The 17045-nt window shown below is 70.9% G+C and carries 18 protein-coding genes; 8 read left to right on the top strand and 10 right to left on the bottom strand.

The genetic code is table 11. From position 1 onward, the window contains the following. Window positions 1–207: 207 nt before the first annotated feature. Entirely contained in the window at window positions 208–663 is a 456-nt protein-coding gene (locus OV427_RS37950) for a hypothetical protein (RefSeq protein WP_267861114.1), read from the top strand. Between the two features lie 76 nt (window positions 664–739). Continuing rightward, window positions 740–1780 carry a PA0069 family radical SAM protein gene (locus OV427_RS37945; protein ID WP_267861113.1) on the top strand — a complete coding sequence of 347 codons (1041 nt, stop codon included), beginning with the start codon at window positions 740–742 and terminating at the stop codon, window positions 1778–1780. Between the two features lie 12 nt (window positions 1781–1792). Here OV427_RS37945 and OV427_RS37940 read toward each other — a convergent pair whose 3' ends face one another. The 3 genes from OV427_RS37940 to serC form a co-directional block, all read right to left on the bottom strand. Then, entirely contained in the window at window positions 1793–2041 is a 249-nt protein-coding gene (locus OV427_RS37940) for a GlsB/YeaQ/YmgE family stress response membrane protein (RefSeq protein WP_267861112.1), read from the bottom strand. 173 nt (window positions 2042–2214) lie between these two features. After that, complete coding sequence (locus tag OV427_RS37935; protein WP_267861111.1) at window positions 2215–2781, bottom strand: chalcone isomerase family protein; 567 nt, start codon at window positions 2779–2781, stop codon at window positions 2215–2217. A 48-nt stretch (window positions 2782–2829) separates the two neighbouring features. Continuing rightward, window positions 2830–3921, bottom strand: coding sequence for a 3-phosphoserine/phosphohydroxythreonine transaminase (gene serC / locus OV427_RS37930; protein WP_267861110.1), 1092 nt, complete (start codon window positions 3919–3921; stop codon window positions 2830–2832). Window positions 3922–4086: 165 nt separating this feature from the next. Between serC and OV427_RS37925 the strand changes: the two genes are divergently transcribed. The 5 genes from OV427_RS37925 to OV427_RS37905 are packed head-to-tail and all read left to right on the top strand — an operon-like array spanning window position 4087 to window position 11015. Beyond that, the gene (locus tag OV427_RS37925) at window positions 4087–4662 is read left to right on the top strand and encodes a sigma-70 family RNA polymerase sigma factor (RefSeq protein ID WP_267861109.1); all 576 of its coding nucleotides are present in this window, start codon (window positions 4087–4089) and stop codon (window positions 4660–4662) included. Between the two features lie 6 nt (window positions 4663–4668). Next, window positions 4669–5484 (top strand): hypothetical protein, encoded by an 816-nt coding sequence (locus OV427_RS37920; RefSeq protein ID WP_267861108.1) that lies wholly within the window; start codon window positions 4669–4671, stop codon window positions 5482–5484. A gap of 9 nt (window positions 5485–5493) precedes the next feature. Further along, window positions 5494–7134 carry a caspase family protein gene (locus tag OV427_RS37915; protein WP_267863535.1) on the top strand — a complete coding sequence of 547 codons (1641 nt, stop codon included), beginning with the start codon at window positions 5494–5496 and terminating at the stop codon, window positions 7132–7134. After that, window positions 7134–8225 carry a carboxypeptidase-like regulatory domain-containing protein gene (locus OV427_RS37910; protein ID WP_267861107.1) on the top strand — a complete coding sequence of 364 codons (1092 nt, stop codon included), beginning with the start codon at window positions 7134–7136 and terminating at the stop codon, window positions 8223–8225. Before OV427_RS37915 ends, OV427_RS37910 begins: the two co-directional genes overlap by 1 nt. A gap of 3 nt (window positions 8226–8228) precedes the next feature. Continuing rightward, window positions 8229–11015 carry a PKD domain-containing protein gene (locus OV427_RS37905; RefSeq protein ID WP_267861106.1) on the top strand — a complete coding sequence of 929 codons (2787 nt, stop codon included), beginning with the start codon at window positions 8229–8231 and terminating at the stop codon, window positions 11013–11015. 9 nt (window positions 11016–11024) lie between these two features. Here the strand turns inward: OV427_RS37905 and OV427_RS37900 are convergent, their stop codons facing one another. The 5 genes from OV427_RS37900 to OV427_RS37880 all read right to left on the bottom strand — a co-directional run bounded on the left by OV427_RS37900 (window position 11025) and on the right by OV427_RS37880 (window position 15219). Next, window positions 11025–11762: a DNA-binding domain-containing protein gene (locus OV427_RS37900; protein ID WP_267861105.1), complete on the bottom strand. Its 738-nt coding sequence runs from the start codon at window positions 11760–11762 to the stop codon at window positions 11025–11027. Then, window positions 11759–12655: a DUF692 domain-containing protein gene (locus tag OV427_RS37895; RefSeq protein ID WP_420718315.1), complete on the bottom strand. Its 897-nt coding sequence runs from the start codon at window positions 12653–12655 to the stop codon at window positions 11759–11761. The genes OV427_RS37900 and OV427_RS37895 overlap by 4 nt, the downstream gene beginning before the upstream one ends. 58 nt (window positions 12656–12713) lie before the next feature. Further along, entirely contained in the window at window positions 12714–12983 is a 270-nt protein-coding gene (locus OV427_RS37890) for a hypothetical protein (RefSeq protein WP_267861103.1), read from the bottom strand. Between the two features lie 52 nt (window positions 12984–13035). Further along, window positions 13036–13659, bottom strand: coding sequence for a YceI family protein (locus OV427_RS37885; RefSeq protein ID WP_267861102.1), 624 nt, complete (start codon window positions 13657–13659; stop codon window positions 13036–13038). 93 nt (window positions 13660–13752) lie between these two features. After that, window positions 13753–15219 (bottom strand): hypothetical protein, encoded by a 1467-nt coding sequence (locus OV427_RS37880; RefSeq protein WP_267861101.1) that lies wholly within the window; start codon window positions 15217–15219, stop codon window positions 13753–13755. A 177-nt stretch (window positions 15220–15396) separates the two neighbouring features. Between OV427_RS37880 and OV427_RS37875 the strand changes: the two genes are divergently transcribed. Continuing rightward, window positions 15397–15726 carry a hypothetical protein gene (locus tag OV427_RS37875; RefSeq protein ID WP_267861100.1) on the top strand — a complete coding sequence of 110 codons (330 nt, stop codon included), beginning with the start codon at window positions 15397–15399 and terminating at the stop codon, window positions 15724–15726. 14 nt (window positions 15727–15740) lie between these two features. On the opposite strand, the gene OV427_RS37870 is transcribed toward OV427_RS37875, so the two are convergent. Together OV427_RS37870 and OV427_RS37865 are read right to left on the bottom strand one after the other, a co-directional pair. Further along, on the bottom strand, window positions 15741–16364 hold the full coding sequence (locus tag OV427_RS37870; RefSeq protein ID WP_267861099.1) for a TetR/AcrR family transcriptional regulator: 624 nt from the start codon (window positions 16362–16364) through the stop codon (window positions 15741–15743). 12 nt (window positions 16365–16376) lie between these two features. Beyond that, window positions 16377–16901, bottom strand: coding sequence for a PaaI family thioesterase (locus tag OV427_RS37865; RefSeq protein ID WP_267861098.1), 525 nt, complete (start codon window positions 16899–16901; stop codon window positions 16377–16379). Window positions 16902–17045 lie beyond the last annotated feature (144 nt).

Here is a 17045-nt window from a genome sequence, read left to right as displayed (position 1 = left end):
ACGACGGGCCTCTTCGCGCCATGCGGGAATCATCGTTGGGTGCCGGGAGCGGCCAGCCGGGTCCTGGCCACGGGCATCTCCCCTGCCCGCGCTCGCTTCAAGCAACGTGTCGGGCATCACAACGAGGTGCGGGCGACTCGACCCCTTGGAGAGGGTGGAACGCTGGAGCCTGTCCGCCCTCCTCCCCTCTACGCAAAGGACATGGCCATGGGACTCCTGGACAAGTTGAAGGGCGCGGCCCATTCGGTGTCGGGTGGCGCCGCCCGCGTCTCCCTTGAATATCAGCCGAGCGTTGCGCTTCCCGGAGATGTCCTCTCCGTACGCGTCACCGCCACCTCCACCGGCGCACCGGTGAAGTCGGGTGGCGTCTTCGTGGACCTGCGCGCAATCGAGACGGTGCACCTGCCCGTGGCCACGAGCCAACAGCCCGGAAACTCCTCACACGTCAGCTTCGAGCAGCAGGTCCCCATCGCTCCGGCCTTTACGCTCGGTGCCAACGAGACGAAGGTGTTCGAAGGCCAGGTGCGCCTGCCCACCGACATCCAGCCCTCGTTCCAGGGCTACTACGCACGGCATGAGTGGTCCACCCGTGGCCGCGTCGAGATGACAGGCAATGACCCCGACTCGGGCTTCATGATGTTGCGCGTGGGCACGAAGGGCTGACCCTTCGGGTGAGCAGGCCCCACCAGGAAGCAGGCGAGCCCTTGACTGAACGCGCTTTCAGGTTCACTTTGAGCGCGTGAAGGCCCGTCCCGTCGACAATCCGCCCAACCCCTGGGCGAGCACCGCGGTGGAGTACCTGGACGAGATTCCGCCCTCGAAGCTGGAGGTGTTCGAGGACCACAGCCGGCAGGTGGTGTCGCGCAACGACAGCCCGGACGTGTGCTTCACCTGGAGCGTCAACCCGTACCGGGGCTGCCTCCACGCCTGCGCGTACTGCTACGCGAGGCCCACGCACCAGTACCTGGACATGGGCGCCGGCACGGACTTCGAGACGAAGCTGGTGGTGAAGCCGCGTGCGCCGGAGTTGCTGCGCGAGGCCTTCGACAAGCCGTCCTGGAAGGGCGAGACTGTGGTCTTCAGCGGCGTCACCGACTGCTACCAGCCGCTGGAGGCCTCGATGCGCCTGACGCGCGGGTGCCTGGAGGTCTGCGCCGAGTACCGCAACCCGGTGGGCATCATCACCAAGGGCGTGCTGATTGAGCGGGACATCGACGTGCTCCAGCGCCTGGCGCGGGACGCGCGGCTGTGGGTGAGCATCAGCCTGCCCTTCCACAACGCGGAACTGGCGCGCGCCATGGAGCCCTACGCGGCGTCACCGAGCCGGCGGCTGCTCGCGATTCAGCGGCTCACCGAGGCCGGCATCGACGTGGCGGTGTCCGTGTCTCCCATCATCCCCGGGCTCAACGACGAGGACATCCACCGGGTGCTGGCCTCCGCGCGCGAGGCCGGCGCCACCCGCGCGCACCACACGCTGGTGCGCCTGCCCGGCCCGGTGCAGCAGGTCTTCGAGGAGCGCCTGCGCACGAAGCTGCCCCTGCGCGCCGAGCGCGTGCTGCACCGCATCCGCGAGACGCGCGGCGGGGAGCTCACCGACTCGCGCTTCAAGCACCGCATGCGCGGCGAGGGGCTCTACGCGGAGACCATCCACCGCCTCTTCCATACGGCGGCGAGGAAGGCCGGAATCCGCACGTCCTCCGTCACCGAGCCCGACGCTCCGGACACCTTCCGGCGCCCGGAGCGCAAGCCTCCGCCCACGCCCCAGCTCAGCCTGTTCTGAGGCGCTCGGGCCCTATTTTCGGATGGCCTGGACGATGGTGATGAGGATGACGGCCCCCACCGTGGCCACCGCCAGCGAGTAGAGGTTGAAGCCCGTCACACCCCTGCCGCCAATCAGGCTGAACAGCCAGCCGCCAATCATCGAGCCCACGATTCCGGTGGCGATGTTCGCGAACATCCCCATCCGGGCGTTGGTGCCCTTGATGATGCTGGCCAGCCAGCCCGCGATTCCGCCCAACGCCAGCCACGCGCAGATTCCCATGACGTCCTCCTTGCCCACCGGTTGCTATCAGACCTGGCACCGCCGTGCAGCCGGACACGCCCCTCCCTACGCACGAAACGTCCGGGAATTGCATCTCCACGGGCCCTGAACGGCGACGCCCCGTGCCTCTCATGGGAGACACGGGGCGCCAGGGCCACGAAGCGTCAGCCCGCTCAGTCCTTGCCGAGCATCCCGTCCTTGAGGCCACCGTCCACGGGGTTCTTCCCCACGAAGACGGAGAAGAGCGCGTCCGCGAAGTCCTTGCCCTCGACGGTGATCTGCTGGCCGCCCTTGGCGCTCTGTACCCGGGTGCCCTGGCCGGGGACGTAGGTGAGGATGATTTCGTCACCCTTCTTCGCGTCGGTGAGGGCCGAGGTGAAGGTGTCCAGCTTGGGCTGGAGCTCCGCCATCTTCGTGCCGGCGTTCTTCTTGAAGCCGTCGGACATGGCGTCGGCGATGGTCTTCTTCTCCAAATCCCGCAGCATGTACATGCGCACGCGCTTGATCTGATCCGAGCTGATGATCTGCGCCCCGTCCGACGACGGGTTCTCCACGTACAACCCCGCGGTGTAGACCTTGAAGACGACCTTGGTGCGCAGGCCCACCCCGTTGAGCTTCAGCTCCTTGCCCTCCACCGTGGCCGTTTCCGGGTACTTCACCCCGGCAACCTCAACCTCCTTGGCGAACGCGGGAGCGGCGAGCATCAGGGTCAGCGCAACGGCGGACAGCGTGGCTTTCATGTGACGACCTCCAAGTGGGAAATCAAATCCGTGCGGGTTGGACGCAGCCTAGCCGCGCATCTTCACGAAGTGATCCATGAAGGTGGCCAGCGTACGCACATTCTCCACCGTGACGGCGTTGTACGTGGAAACGCGGATGCCGCCCGCGGTGCGGTGTCCCTTCAGTCCCACCATGCCCGCCTTCTTCGCCTCGGCGACGAAGGTGGTGTTCAGCTCCTCGGTGGGCAGGTGGAAGACAACGTTCATCACTGAACGGGACTCGCGCTCCACGGGCCCACGGTAGAAGCCCGCGTTGCGGTCGATGGCGCCGTAGAGCAGCGCCGCCTTCTCGCGGTTCCACTTCTCCAGCTGCGCCAGGCCGCCCACGTCCTTCACCCACGCCAGCACGTTGCGCACCAGGTAGATGGCGAGGGTGGGGGGCGTGTTGTAGAGCGAGTTGTTCTCCGCGTGGGTGCTGTAGCGGAAGACCTTGGGGATGTCCTTGCGGCCCCGGGCGATGAAGCCCTTGTCGGCCACCACCAGCGTCACCCCCGACGGGCCCAGGTTCTTCTGCGCGCCGGCGTAGATGAGCCCGAAGCGGCTCACGTCCATGGCCTTCCACAGGAAGTCCGAGCTCATGTCCGCCACGAGCGGCACGCTCCCCACGTCCGGGAAGGTGTGCCACTGGGTGCCGTAGATGGTGTTGTTGCTGGTGATGTGGACGTAGGCGGCCTTCGGGTCCAGGTTCAGCTCGTCCTGACGGGGCACGCGCGTGTAGTGCTTGTCGGGCTGGACGGTGGTCGCCGCGACGCGGGGCTTGCCGTAGTACTTCGCCTCGTCGAAGGCCTTCTCGCTCCACACCCCCGTCATGAGGTAGTCCGCGCTGGCGGCTTCCGGGGTGAGGAAGTTCATCGGCACCTGGGCGAACTGCTGCGATGCGCCACCGGTGAGGAAGAGGACCTGGTGGGTGGCGGGAATGCCGAGCAACCCCGTCAGGAGGGAGATGGCCTCGTCGTGGACGGCCTCGTACTCCTTGCCCCGGTGGCTGTGCTCCATGATGGACATGCCGGAGCCCTGGAACTCGAGCAGCTCGTCCCGGGCGCGCTCCAGCGCGGGGAGGGGCAGTCCAGCGGGTCCGGGGTTGAAGTTGATGACGCGCATGGCTTTGTCCTTTGGAAAATGAACGGCCGTGGCGGCATTCTTCCCCCTGGAGGCCCCCCGGGGGCCAGCGCGAAGGTGGTTGGCTGCCCGCTCGTGGTGCGGGGGGACGGTTTTTTCCAGGAAACGTGTGTGGCCGCCGGGGGATTCGGCGGGTCTGGAGGTCAGGTGGGTTCCTCGGAGGGGTTGACGGAATGGGTACTGCGGGCGTCCCGAGGGGAGGCGTCCGCCTACAGTGAGCTGTATCGACGCTCCCGGCCCATGGTGGCCAGGCTGGTGGCGGGGTTCGCCCCCCTGGACCCCGACGAGGTGGAGGACGTCATCCAGGAGACCTTCGTCCGGGCCTTCCGGGCGCTCCCGAGGCTGAAGGAGGTGGGGGCCTTCGAGGCCTGGCTCCTCTCCATCGCCCGCAACCGCGCGCGGACGCGGCTGGAGCGCAAGTCGAGCACGCGACGGCTGGAGGACGATGTCGCGGACCCGGAGCCGGACTCGGTTCCGCACATTCCGGAGGCGCTCCAACTGGAGCGCGACATCGAGGTGGTGCGGCGGCTCATCGCGGAGCTGCCGGAGGGCGAGGAGAAGCGGACGGTGCAGCTCTTCTACATTGAGGGCGAGCTGTCCGCGCGAGAGATTGCCGAGAAGCTCGGCGTGGGAAAGAGCGCGGTGACGATGCGGCTGGAGCGGTTCCGCTCCCGCATCAAGCGCGAGTTGCTCCGGCGGGTGCTCGCCGGTCGGTGGGAGTGAGACGTGATGAGACACCTGAATGCCGACGCGCTGAGCGCCCTGGCCCGCCGGGAGCCGGAGGCCGTCGCGTACTTCCGCGAGCACCTGGGCACCTCCTGCGAAACCTGTGAGCAGTTCCTCGCCACGAACTCCGGACCCGACGTGCTCGACGGGCAGGTGGACGCACTGCTGCTGGGCCTGGGCCCGGTCGCGAAGCAGGACGCCCCACTGGACGAGGTGGGCCTGGCGCGCGTGCGGCGCGGCCTGCGCCAGGGCCGACCGGACGCGCGCCGCTGGGGACTCGTCGCGGGAGCCATCGCCGCCAGCCTCCTGGCGGTGGTGCTGGTGCCCCGCCTGCGCGCCCCCACCCCCGCCACGGACACCGGCGCGGACACGGACTGGAACGGCGTGAAGGGCCCGAGCGGCAACATCGCCCTGGAGCTGGCGGTGGTGGCGCGGGCCGCGGACGGCGGCCTGCGACGGCTGGACTCGGAGTCGCCCGTCGAGGACGCGGACGTGCTGCTCCTGCGCTACCACGCCACCGAGGCCGGCACCGCCCTGCTCTTCCAGCAGCGGGCCGGACAGGGGCCGGAGCTGCTCGGCCGCTTCCCGCTCGAGGCGGGGACACATGACCTGGAGGGTCCGCAGGGCCTGGCCGGAGTGAGCCTGGAGGGCGAGTCCGGTCCGGTGACGCTCTGGCTGGTGGGCGCGGCCGGCGGGCAGGAGCCGACGCCGGAGGCGGTACGGGAAGTGTTGGTGGGCGGAAGTACGGCCTGGGAACAGAACCGACTGGCCGTCACCCGGTTCGACGTCAGTGTGGGAAGCGGTCAGAATCCCCGCTGACCCATGACCGTGAAGCACCTCCTCCCCATTCTGCTGGCGGGCCTCGTCGCGTGCGCGAGCTCCACGTCCGTGGAGAAGGGCGGCGTCGTGCCGCTGCGGCTCGATGAGGAGGCGCTGTCCAGTGCCTACACCCCGCGGCGCATGGCGCTGCTGGTGGGCATCTCCGAGGTCGACGACCCGCACTGGCGGGGCCTGCGCTACACGACGAAGGACGCCTCGGACCTGGCGGACGCGCTGAGAGACCCCGCGCGGGGCCGGTTCGACCAGGTGCGCGTGCTCTCGCGCCCGGAGGAGACGACGCGCGCCTCCATCCTCGCGGCGCTGCGGCAGCTGCGGAAGGAGGCGCACCGGCCCGACGACGTGGTGGTGGTCTACTTCTCCGCGCACGGCACGCTGGCGCGCGACAACCAGGGCGAGCTGCGGCGCTACCTGGTGACGCGCGACGCGTCCTACCGCGCCATCCCCCAGACGGCGCTGTCCATGGACGCGCTGAAGGCGGAGTTCGACGGGCTGACCAGCCGGCGGCGGCTGCTGGTGCTGGCCACCTGTCACAGCGGCAGCGGCAAGTCGCTCTTGCCCAAGGAGCTGGAGGCGGAGCTGGCCGGCATCAAGTCCGGCTTCTACGCGCGGCCGCTGGAGGAGTCGTCGCGCGCGTCGCTGGTGTTCGCCGCCTGCGACTGGGGCGAGACGGCGCGCGAGGACGAGGGCCTGCGCAACGACATCTACACCCACTTCCTCATCGACGGCCTGGGCGGCTCCGCGGACCGCAACGTGGACGGGGCCGTCACCGCCACGGAGGCGCATGACTACGCGCGCCGCCGCACCTTCGCCTTCACGGAGGGACGCCAGCGGCCCTCGGCGGAAATCCTGGAGGTGGGCGCGGACCCCGTGGTGCTGTCGGGCAGCATCTCCCGCATGGGACGGCCGGAGCTGTTCTCCTACAACCCCCGGCTGGACGGCTTCACCCTCAAGGTGGACGGAGAGCCCCGCACGGACCTGCCGGGCGGCGCGGCGGTGGTGCCGGGCAAGCGGACGGTGGAGCTGACCAAGGGCGACTCGGTGCTGGTGCGGCGCGAGGTGGAAATCACCGCCGGCGAGCGCCTCCCGCTGGAGCGTCTGCTGTCGGAGGCCTTCCCCCGCCGCTCGCTGTCGCTGTTGGGCGGCATGTTCACCTTCGCGGATGCGAACAGCCGCAGGGAGCTGCTGCCGCGGGCGCCGGAGGTGGCGCTGTCGCTGCGGCTGGAGGACCAGCCGCTCCAGGACTGGGCGCTGCTCTTCGACGTGGCCTTCAGCACCGGGAAGCAGAAGCTGCGGGTGGCGCCGGGCAGCGAGGTGCCTTTTGGCTACACGACACTGACCACCGGCGCCGCCCTGCCCTACCTCTGGCGCTGGGAGCGGGTGACGCTGTTCGCCGGCCCGCGTGTGGCCGCTCTGTACCTGGGGCGGTCTTTCGACGTGGAGGCCTTCGCGGGAAGCCAGAGTTTCTTCACGGTGAGCCCCGGCGTGGTGGGTGGCGTGGTGTGGCGTGTCGGTGAGCGGCTGGAGCTGATGTCGCAGGCCCAGCTCATGCTGACGTACGTGGTGGTGGACGGGCGGGGACAGGCCGTGGGCTTCACCGGCGGATGGGCCGGCGCGGGGTATCGGTTCTGATGCGCACGACTTTCCACATCGCGATGGCCGCGCTGCTCGCCCTGATGACGGGCGCGTGCGGCAACATCCAGAACGACCCGTTCCGTGTGGGCACCGTGCGCGGGCAGCTCACCGAGTTCGACGCCGCCGTGGCGCTGGTGTCGCTGGTGGGCCAGCCCGGCGTGCGCAGCAACGTGGACGCCGAAGGGCGCTTCGTGCTCGAGGGTGTGCCCGCGGGCCCCGCGGAGCTGTTCATCGTGGCCACCGCGGAGAAGGCGCTGCGCGTCGGCATCACGGTGCAGGGCGGCCAGTCCATTGAAGTGAAGGGTGTTGCGCCCAACGCCGCGGGCTTCTTCGACATGCGGGTGAAGGCCTCGCAGGGCGAGCGCTTGACGGGCGCGCAGGTGTCCGTCGTGGGCACGCCCTTCCAGCGGCTGCTGCTGGACGACTCGGGGCGCCTGCGCGTGGGGCCGCTGCCGGACGGGTGCTACGGCGTGACGGTGTCCGCCACCGGCTTCCCTCTGACGCAGGCCGAGGCGTGCGTGGGCGCCGGGGAGAAGAAGGAGCTCAAGGTCACCCTGGAGGCCGACCCGGAGTACGTCAACCGCGGCTGCGCGGTGACGGGCTGCGCGGACGGCCTGACGTGTGCGCCCACCAACAACAAGTGCGTGGAGTGCTACGAGGACGCGCAGTGCGCCGGGGGCCTGTCCTGCAAGGGCTTCCGCTGCGAGGGCGCCGGTCCCCAGTGCTCCCCGTGCGACGGGGACTGGAAGTGCAAGGAGGGCACGAGCTGCCAGGACCTGCCCGAGGGCGGCGCGGCGTGCGTGGCGGAGTGCGGCGATGAGGTAGCCCCGGAGAAGGGTTGTGAGCCGGGCTTCACCTGTCAGTCCGGCCGGTGCCTGCCGGACGCGGCGCGCTTCGCGGGGTGCCACGCCCTGCTGGGGCTCGACATGCCCTGCGACGGCGATGCCCGATGCAGGGACCAGGGGCTGTCCGACGGGCTCTGCGTGGAGGGTGCGTGCACCGTCGCGTGCAGCTCGGACCGTGAGTGCCCGGGCTCACTGCGCTGTCTGGACTCCGCCGTCGGCCGCGTCTGCCGGGCGAAGCGCTGACCCGTGAATCCCCGGCCCCACCTTCGTGCCCGGCTGGCCCTGGTAGCCCTCGTCTCCGCCAGCCTCTGGGCCTGTGACACGCCCCCGGGCCCGTCGCAGCCCGCCCCCAACGCCGCGCCCGTGCTGCGCATCCTCCGTCCGGAAGCCGCGACGGGGCTGCGCGTGGGCCAGCCCGTGGAGTTCGAGGCGCACGTCGAGGACGCGGAGGACGGCGACGCGCTGGGCGACAGCGTGCTCTGGGTGTCCTCGCGGGAAGGGCAGCTCACCCGAGGCGTGCGCGCCACCGCCACCTTCCGCGAGGAGGGCGACGTGACGCTGACGGCCACGGTGGTGGACTCGGGTGGCCAGGTCTCCAGCGCGTCGCTGAGGCTGAATGTCCTGGGCACGGGCGCGCCCGCCGCGAGCGTGCTCCGCCCCGCGGCCGGCAGCGCCTTCAACCTGGGTGAGCCGCTGGATCTGGAGTGCGAGGCCCGCACCGTCGGCGGCTTGCGGCTGACGGGCGGCGCGGTGCACTGGACGTCCGCCCTGACGGGGCCGCTGCCCCCGGGCGAGACGGCGCGGACCACGCTGCGGGTGGCGGGCGAGGACACCCTCACCTGCACCGCGACGGACCCGGACACGGGCGTCAGCACCACCGCCACCGTGCGCGTCACCGTGCGCGCCACCCGGGCGCCGTCGGTGCTCATCACCCGCCCCGAGCAGGCGGAGGTGTACGTGAAGACGGGCGAGCCGGTGCCCTTCGCGTCCACCCTCCTCTTCCGCGCCACGGCGCAGGACTTCAACGCCGACAGCGGCGCGGGCAACCTGGACGGCGTCATCCGGTGGGTGCTGGAGCCGGGGAGCATCGAGCTCGGCGAAGGGCCCTCCCTGGAGCACACCTTCACCGAGCCCGGTGAGTACACGGTGACGGCGCGCGCGGTGGACGGCCAGGGCAACGCGGCCACCGACAGCGTCCGCATCCGGCTCGTCACCAACCTGCCCCCGTGGTGCGAAATCGACGCGCCGCTCGCCAGTGCGCGGCTGCTTCGGGGCGCGTCCAGTACGCTGCGCGGCCGGTGCGTGGACCCGGAGACGGGCGCGACGGTGGCACCCACCTGGGCCACCAGCGTGTCCTCCACGCCGCTGGGCACGGGCGAGGTCCTGGACACCGTCTTCACCGTGGCCGGCGCGCAGACGCTCACCGCCTGCGCGGTGGACCCGGAGGACGCGACGCTGCGCGGCTGCGCGCGGCAACAGGTGCGCGTCATCGTCAACTCGGCCCCTTCGGGCTGCGCCATCCAGGCGCCCCGTCCAGGCGCGGTGGGGAATGCCGGGCGGACGCTGACGCTGGCGGGCTCGGCCACGGACGCGGAGGACCCGCAGGGAGATTTGCGCTTCGTCTGGACGTCCTCGCGTGACGGGGCGCTGGCGAGAGGTGCGGGCACCACCACCAACCGGCTGACCACCCCGGGCACGCACGTGCTGACGCTCACCGTGACGGACCCCTGGGGCCTGGCCTGCGCCGCCACCGTCTCCGTGACGGTGAACGGGGCGCCCGAGGTCCGCGTGGAGGCCCTGCGCCAGGGCGACACCGACTGCCTCGAGGAGCCGTGCCGCGAGGGGCAGCCCATCATCGCCACCGGCTCCGTGAACGACCTGAAAGTTCCGACTGCCCTCTCGAGGCTGGCGTGGCTGGACAGCCTGGGCGGCCAGGTGGAGGTGGGCGCGGGCAACAGCCCCGTCGTCACCCTCACCGCGCCCGGCGTGGGCCGGCACACGGTGATGCTGCTCGCCGAGGTCCGCGACGGCGCGGTGGGCCGGGCCGCGGCCTCCTTCACGGTGCTTCCCACCGGGCGGCCTCGGTTGATGGACGTCGTGACGGGCGCGAATGAGTCCGCCATGGCGCTGGCGTATTTCGGCGGCGGGCTGCGCTTCGTGGACGGCGCCGCGGCCTCGGTGTTCAGCACGGAGCCTTCCGTGGGGACGCTGGCCGTGAGCGCGCCGGCCCTGGCGCTGTCCACCCTGCGCACCTCCACCGGCGAGGTGCTCTTCGTGGGCACGGACGGTGGCGGCGTGCACCGGTGCGTGGAGAATACGTGCACGCGCTTCACGGGCGGGCCGCTGGGCGCCACGGAAGACCGCGTGACGGCGATGGCCGTGAGGGAGGCTCCGGACCTGCTGCTGCTGGGCACGGGCCGGGGGCTCATCCTCACCCGCGCGAGCAACCCCTCCGCGGGTGGGCGCGCCGGCACCATCGTCGGCCAGCGACTGCTGGAGGGGCGCGTGGTGCGGCAGGTGGTCTTCTCACCCCGGTCCACATCCACGCGAGTGAAGGCCTGGGCCGCGACATCCGCCGGCCTGGCCGAGCTGACCCTGACCGCGGGGAACGACTTCGAGCCGGCGCTCGCCGACGTCTCGGTGGCGTTCCACGTGCCGCCCGAGGTGCCTGACCTGGACGTGCTGTCCGTGGCGGTGGGCCCGGAGGGGCAGGTCTTCGTGGGGACGCGCAGGGGCTTCAGCGCGCTGGGCAGCCCTGGCCCCGCGCTGCGCGCCGCGCCGTGGGAGTTGTCGGACGAGCGGGTGACGGCGCTCCACTTCGAGCGGCGGACCACGGAGGCCGGCACGCGCGACGTGCTGTGGGCCGGCACGAGGGACGGGCTGGTGCGCTACGACGTGGCCGCCGACATCGTCACCCCGTTCGGCACCAACGAGGGGCTGCCCGACTCGGACGTGCGCGCACTGCTCGCGACGCCGGAGGGTGTCCGCTACATCGCCACCCCGAAGGGTGTGGCGCGGTACTCGGCACAGTAGGCGGGGACTTCAGTCCCTGGAGCCACCCGGAGCCGGAGCCAGCACCAGGCCGTCGCGGGAGAAGCGCTCCACCGCGCCCCGCAGCTCCGCCTCGGGCATGCCGGTGGCCGCGGCCACGTCGGCGACGGCCAGTCCCTCCACCGCCATCTTCAGCACCAGCAGCGCGGGCGGCGTGGCCTCCACGTAGTACGTCACCAGGTGCTCCGGGTGACGCCACAGCAGGGCCAGTTCCTCCCCCGCCTCCGGCTCCGGCAGCGTCCCCTGCGCGCGCACGTACGCGCAGAGCCGGTAGGGGTGCTCCAGCACCGCGAGCGTGGGGTTGGCCGTCAGTCGCTCCACCCGCTCCGGCGGGGCCTCGGAGGCGAACACCGCGAAGTCCGTCCACTCGAAGCGGGCCAGCGCCGGCACGAAGGCCGCGAGCCCCCGCGGCGCCGCCGCGTCCGCGACGAAGGCCGGGAAGCCCTCGGCCAGGTGGTTCAATTCGTGGTGCCGCGCCGGCCGCGTCAGCGTGTAGGCCTCCACCAGGGCGTCCCAGGGCTCGGCCTCCACCGCCTTGCGCACCAGCGGGAAGACCTTGTCCAGCACGCCGCGCACGTGCCCGCGCACGAAGTCGCCATAGACGGAGACACGGCCGCGCGGCGCGTCCCAGCCGGGGTGCTCCGCGTACAGCGCGTCCAGCGACTGCGCGCCGGGGCGGGCGAAGTACGCGCCCATGCTGTCGAAGAAGTGCTTCAGCCCCGGCTTCATCGCTCCGCCACCTTCCGCAGCGCGGCGCGCGCCACGTCCGCCTCGTCCAGCACCGCGTCCAGCGAGGGGATGTCCTGGTCCCACTCGATGAGCGTCGCCACCGGACCGGTGCGTCGCAGCACGTACTCATAAAGCGACCACACGTCGCCGCAGACGCGGTCGCCGTGCGTGTCGATGATGACGTCCGGGTAGCGCGTGTGGCCGGCCAGGTGGACCTGCACCACCCGCTCCAGCGGCAGCGCGTCCACGAAGGCGCGCGCGTCGTACCCGTGGTTGAGCGCGTTGACGTAGACGTTGTTCACGTCCAGCAGCAGGCCGCAGTCCGCCTCTTCCACCACGTGCCGCAGGAAGTCCGCCTCGGGCAGCGTGCCGCCCGGCATGTTCGCGTAGTAGCTCGGGTTCTCCAGCAGGAAGGGCCGGCCCACGCGCGCCATGACTTCACGCACGCGCGGCACCACGTGCTCCACGGCGGCCTCGGTGAAGGGCAGCGGCAACAGGTCGTGCAGGTACACGCCGTCCAGCCGTGAGTAGCAGAGGTGGTCCGAGAAGAACGGCGCATCCACGCGCGCCACCAGCGCCGCCAGCCGGGTGACGTAGTCCCCGTCCAGCGCATCCGGCCCGCCGATGTCGAGCCCCACGCCATGCGGCAGCACCGGCCACCGCTCCGCGCAGGCGTCCAGGGTGCGCTGCGGCCTTCCTCCCAGCGTGAGGAAGTTCTCCGGGATGATTTCCACCCAGTCGAGCGAGCGCTCGGTGCGGGGCAGCTCCTCGTAGAAGCTCCGCCTCAACCCGATGCCCGCGCCCAGCGGCTTCAGCCCGTGTCGGCTCGCGTAGGTTGCAACCACCGGGGACTCCTCCTCAGGGGGTACGAACGACACGGGCGGCGGGAGCATTCCTCCCACCGCCCGCGATCAGAGGCCGGCATTCACCGGCCCCCGGCATGAAGCGCGATTACTTCTTCGCGCCGCCACAGGAACCGGAGCCGCAGCTGCCCTCGGCGCCCTTCTCCGGGGTCGCGGCGGGAGCAGCGCCCTCCTGCTTCTGGCCGCTGCAGCCGCCCTCGGCGCCCTTCGCCTCGGTGGCCTTCGCGCCGCAGCTGCCCTCGGCGCCCTTCTCGGCGGTGGCCGGCTGGGCCTCCGCGGACTTGGTGGACGCACAGCCGGTGGCCAGCGCGGACAGGGAGAGGGTGCCGACGATCGCCGCGAGGGTCTTGACGTTCATGGTGTTGCTTCCTTTCGAGACTGCTTTGGGGGGTGAGGTACGGCTCGAGTTGCTACAGCTTGAACTGCGTGGAACCCCAGGCGTCGACAGAGACCTCGGCGGTCTCGCCCACCTTGAGCACCAACGCTTCCGTCCGCTTGATGCCGTAGGCCTCGAGCGGAATCTGGAACTTCGCGCGCACGCGCAGCAGGTCACCGGCGGCGCGATTCTTCGTCTCGGCGGACTCCTTGAAGTACGTGGCCGTGACTTCCACCGGCTCCTCGCGCGTGACTCCGTGCACGGTGAAGCGGCCCTTGCCCTGCACCTTCAGCGGCTTGCCCGGCTCCAGCGCGGCGGGGAGCGCCAGGTCGGCGAACTCGAAGGTGATGTCCGGGGACTTCGCGGCGTCCAGCCAGCGGTCATTCTGGAGGTGCCCATCGCGCGTCTCGTTGCCCGTCTTGATGGACTTCACGGGCACCTGGAACTTCCCGCTCGCCTTGTTGCCCTTCACCTCGACGCGGCCCTTCACCTGGTTGGACAGGCCGTTGATGACCTCCAGCGGCGCGTCCAGCATGAAGGCCACGGTGTCGCGGCTGTTCGGGTCATTGAAGACGAAGGCCTGCGTCGTGGCGGCGGGCTCCGCGGCGAGCGCGGGCAGGGACAGGAGGGCGACGAGCGCGAGGAAACGGGGTGACATGTTGGACCTCATTTACGGGTGTCGGAAGTTCGCGGATGCATCCGGTACGCAGCTTCCGTCCGCCGGTTACACCGTCCGTCCCGCCACCTTCGTTCAGAAGCCAGCGCCGCGGGTGCGCCGACCGTCCATCGCCTCACGCAACAGGCTGTCCGGGGCCGGCACCAGCTTGACTCTTCCGCCCGTGTCAGCCCTGACCCCCAGGGTTTCTAGCAGACCTTCCACCTCCGCAAAAGAAGGTCGCTGGAGGTGCCGCGACAGCAGCGCATTGAAGAGGGGCTGTCCCGCGACAGCATCCACCGCCGAGCCAAATGCGCCGAAGGTGGACGTAGGCCCGCGCTCCGCCAGCAGCTCCAGCACGTCCTCCAGCCGGCGCTTGTTTCCAGTGATACGGCGCAATTCCACATCGAGGCGCAGGGCGAACAGGGCGCCCGTCCAGTAGACGCCGAGGGAGAACGGGCTGCCTGCGATGACCTCCTCCATCGTCCTGTCACCGGACCGTGCGCGCGCGCGAGAGAAGCCGTCCGCGAGCTCCTCCCACGCGCGCTCCGCGCTCTGCCGCCCGGAGCGCGCGCGCGCCAATTCGGTGAAGTAGGTGGCCAGTCCCTCCGAGAGCCAGGGCACGCGCGGGAGGATGACGGGGTGGGCGAGGTGAAGCATCTCGTGCACGGCGACCCAGTCGCGCTGGAAGGCGGCGGCCTCGGTGTCGCGGCCGACGAGGATGGAGATGCTGGGCGGCGAGCTCCACTGCACCATGCCGAAGAGACTGGAGCCGCGGCGCGCGGCCACGGGGATGACACGCACGGAGATGCGCGGGTACGGAAAGGCGCGGCGCACGGTGCGCACCTCCTCCGCGGCCTGGCGCAGCCACTCGCAGATTTCCGCGTCGGTCAGGTGCGTGAAGTGCCCGAGGATGCCGACGTCCAGCACCGCGTCGGGAAGCTGGACCTGACACCTGCGCCCGCCGAAGCCATGGAAGCCCGAGTCCACCAGGTCCTCGCCGCGCAGCCGGTAGAGGCCACCCTCCCCCGGCGTCCACGGAAGCAGCGCGTCCGCGCCCTCCACGTACAACTCCACGCGCAGCTCCGGGGGCACCACACGCGGGCGGATGAGGTACTCGCGCCCGGCCACGTGGCGCGCGTCACCGTCACCGATGCCGGAGAAGAAGCCCGGCCCCTCTGTGCGGATGCGCGCGTCCAGCGCGTAGCGGTAGCGCAGGAAGCGCGTACCGGAGGGCAGGCTCACCGCGCCGCTGCGGACAGGTAGCGAGCGCACCTCGCCGTCGTCGCTCCAGACCTGCACGGAGTCCACGCCGCCGGGCTCGCTGAAGAGGAACTCGCGGGGCGAGCCACGCACGAGCACCACCTCCACGTCGAGCGAGTGCTCCGGCTCGCGCACGTAGGTGATGTTGTAGCGGAGCGCCGCCGGGTCTCCCTCCGGACGCGTGCGTGCGGGTGTCTGGCAGGACAGCGCCGCGAGCGCGAGCAGGAGCAGTGCGGCCGACCGTGAGCGCCCCATCCAGGCGCGCGCCGAAGCAGTGCTTTCATCCAGTCTGCGTCCCACGCGTCACCTCGAAGCGCTGCGCCAGCGGTCGCGAGAATACGCCAATGCGCGAGGCCGTCCGTGCCGCCACGCCACGAACAGCGCTCACCGGGCATGGATGGCTCCCGCCACTCCCCGGCCATTCTTCACCGGGCGCGGATGGCTCACGCGAGCGGCGCTGCCCTAGAGTCGCGCGCCATGCCCGTCACCATCCGGACGCCTGATGGCGAGATGTCCTACCGAGGATTGGACGAGGTCCGTCAGGCACTGACGACGGGCCTCGTGGATCCCACGGACCAGATTCGTCTCTCCGAGTCGGAGCCCTGGCGGCCGGTGAGCGAGGTCGCCGGCACTCGCCCCCGGTGGCGCTGGAAGGAGCACTTCCACTGGTACGTCCTCGCCGCCGTGCTCATGGGCATGCGCCTGACGGGCTTCGGCCTGCTCTGGCTGCTGCTCGCCGTGGGCGCGCACGCGCTGTGGCGGAACACGATGCGCCGGGGCCCACGCGGCGGCCTCCGGTGGTGGTGAGCACCACCCCAAACTCAGTGTGACTTCTTCCCCGAGGCCGGAGCCGGAGCCGCCTCCGTCCCCTTCCCGCCCGCGAGCAGGAACTCCCGCGCCGCTTCCAGGATTTCATCCGACAGCGGCAGTCCCTTCGTCGCCCGGGCCAGCGTCATCGCGCCGATGACGAACGTCACCGTCGCCAGCGCCCGCTTCCGCGCGGTGACGCCGTCCTCGCCCGGCACGTGCGCGGCCATCTCCTTCGCCAGCCCGTCGATTCCCTCGGCGAAGACCTCGCGCGCCTCGGGCGTGCCCCGCGCCAGGTCCGACAAGATGGACGGCATCACACAGCCCGTCTCCATGTTGTCGCGGATGTGCCGGTTGAGGTACCGGCGCACGAAGTGGCTCAGCCACTCCGCGCCCCGCAGTTCTTCCAGCCCGCCCAGCCACCGCTCGCCGTTGCGCTGGAAGAACGCGCGGACGGACTCCGCGAGCAGGGAGTCCTTCGACGTGAAGTGGGCATAGAAGCCGCCCACCGTCAGCCCCGCCGCGCGCATGACACGCTCCACGCTCGCGCCCTCGAAGCCCTGCTTGCGGAAGAGGTTCTCCGCCGCGGTCAGGATTCGCTCGCGCGTGGCCTGCTTGTGCTCCGGTCCATACCGCATCGCTTGCGTCTCCTACTCGCGGCCTCCGGCGCCGGGGGGCCGGAACAGCATGCACGTGGTCGTGCCGTGGGCATACAGCTTCCCCGAGGCATCCGTCAGCTTCGCCTGCGCCGTGGCCACCCGCCCGCCCACGTGCACCACTTCCCCCGTACACGTCAGCCGCCCCGTGTCATGGGCGATGGCGCGCACCAGATTCACGTGCAGCTCCAGCGTCGTGTACCCGGAGCCCGCCGGCAGCGTGGAGTGCACCGCGCACGCCAGCGCCGAGTCCAGCAACGTGGCCGCCAGCCCACCGTGCACCGTGCCAATGGGGTTGTAGTGGTACTCCGCCGGCTCCACCGCGAACACCGCCCGCCCCTCCGACACCTCCACCGGCGCGAAGCCCATCAGCTCCGCGATGGGCGCCCCGGGCACCTCACCCTTGATGATGGCGCGCAGGTACTCCAGGCCGGACAGCGTCTTCGCCGCCGCCACGCCCTCGCGCGGGTCCCTCCACGTCACGGTGCGAGTCCGGTGCCCAGCGCTCCCCTCACTCATCGGTGCTTCCTCCCGGTTGGAATGATGCTCGTCATCCAATACTTCAGCCAGGCCTGCAACCCCGGCACACATCTGCTTGCCATGATGGCATGATGCACATAATAAAAAGACCTGGTGAGCGCACACGGGAAGCGGGGGTCCGGG

This window comes from Pyxidicoccus sp. MSG2 (assembly GCF_026626705.1).
In the GTDB taxonomy this organism is placed as follows: Bacteria; Myxococcota; Myxococcia; order Myxococcales; family Myxococcaceae; genus Myxococcus.
The sequence above is the reverse complement of the archived record's forward strand: the minus strand, read 5'-3'. Positions and strand labels throughout refer to the sequence as shown.

What these genes read in the sequence shown, in the direction of transcription:
- OV427_RS37870 (WP_267861099.1), bottom strand. Translation starts at nt 16,364, where the DNA reads ATGCGGTATGGACCGGAGCACAAGCAGGCCACGCGCGAGCGAATCCTG.
- OV427_RS37920 (WP_267861108.1), top strand. Translation starts at nt 4,669, where the DNA reads ATGAGACACCTGAATGCCGACGCGCTGAGCGCCCTGGCCCGCCGGGAG.
- OV427_RS37885 (WP_267861102.1), bottom strand. Translation starts at nt 13,659, where the DNA reads ATGTCACCCCGTTTCCTCGCGCTCGTCGCCCTCCTGTCCCTGCCCGCG.
- OV427_RS37875 (WP_267861100.1), top strand. Translation starts at nt 15,397, where the DNA reads ATGCCCGTCACCATCCGGACGCCTGATGGCGAGATGTCCTACCGAGGA.
- OV427_RS37950 (WP_267861114.1), top strand. Translation starts at nt 208, where the DNA reads ATGGGACTCCTGGACAAGTTGAAGGGCGCGGCCCATTCGGTGTCGGGT.
- OV427_RS37940 (WP_267861112.1), bottom strand. Translation starts at nt 2,041, where the DNA reads ATGGGAATCTGCGCGTGGCTGGCGTTGGGCGGAATCGCGGGCTGGCTG.
- OV427_RS37865 (WP_267861098.1), bottom strand. Translation starts at nt 16,901, where the DNA reads ATGAGTGAGGGGAGCGCTGGGCACCGGACTCGCACCGTGACGTGGAGG.
- OV427_RS37900 (WP_267861105.1), bottom strand. Translation starts at nt 11,762, where the DNA reads ATGAAGCCGGGGCTGAAGCACTTCTTCGACAGCATGGGCGCGTACTTC.
- serC (WP_267861110.1), bottom strand. Translation starts at nt 3,921, where the DNA reads ATGCGCGTCATCAACTTCAACCCCGGACCCGCTGGACTGCCCCTCCCC.
- OV427_RS37910 (WP_267861107.1), top strand. Translation starts at nt 7,134, where the DNA reads ATGCGCACGACTTTCCACATCGCGATGGCCGCGCTGCTCGCCCTGATG.
- OV427_RS37895 (WP_420718315.1), bottom strand. Translation starts at nt 12,655, where the DNA reads ATGCTCCCGCCGCCCGTGTCGTTCGTACCCCCTGAGGAGGAGTCCCCG.
- OV427_RS37935 (WP_267861111.1), bottom strand. Translation starts at nt 2,781, where the DNA reads ATGAAAGCCACGCTGTCCGCCGTTGCGCTGACCCTGATGCTCGCCGCT.
- OV427_RS37890 (WP_267861103.1), bottom strand. Translation starts at nt 12,983, where the DNA reads ATGAACGTCAAGACCCTCGCGGCGATCGTCGGCACCCTCTCCCTGTCC.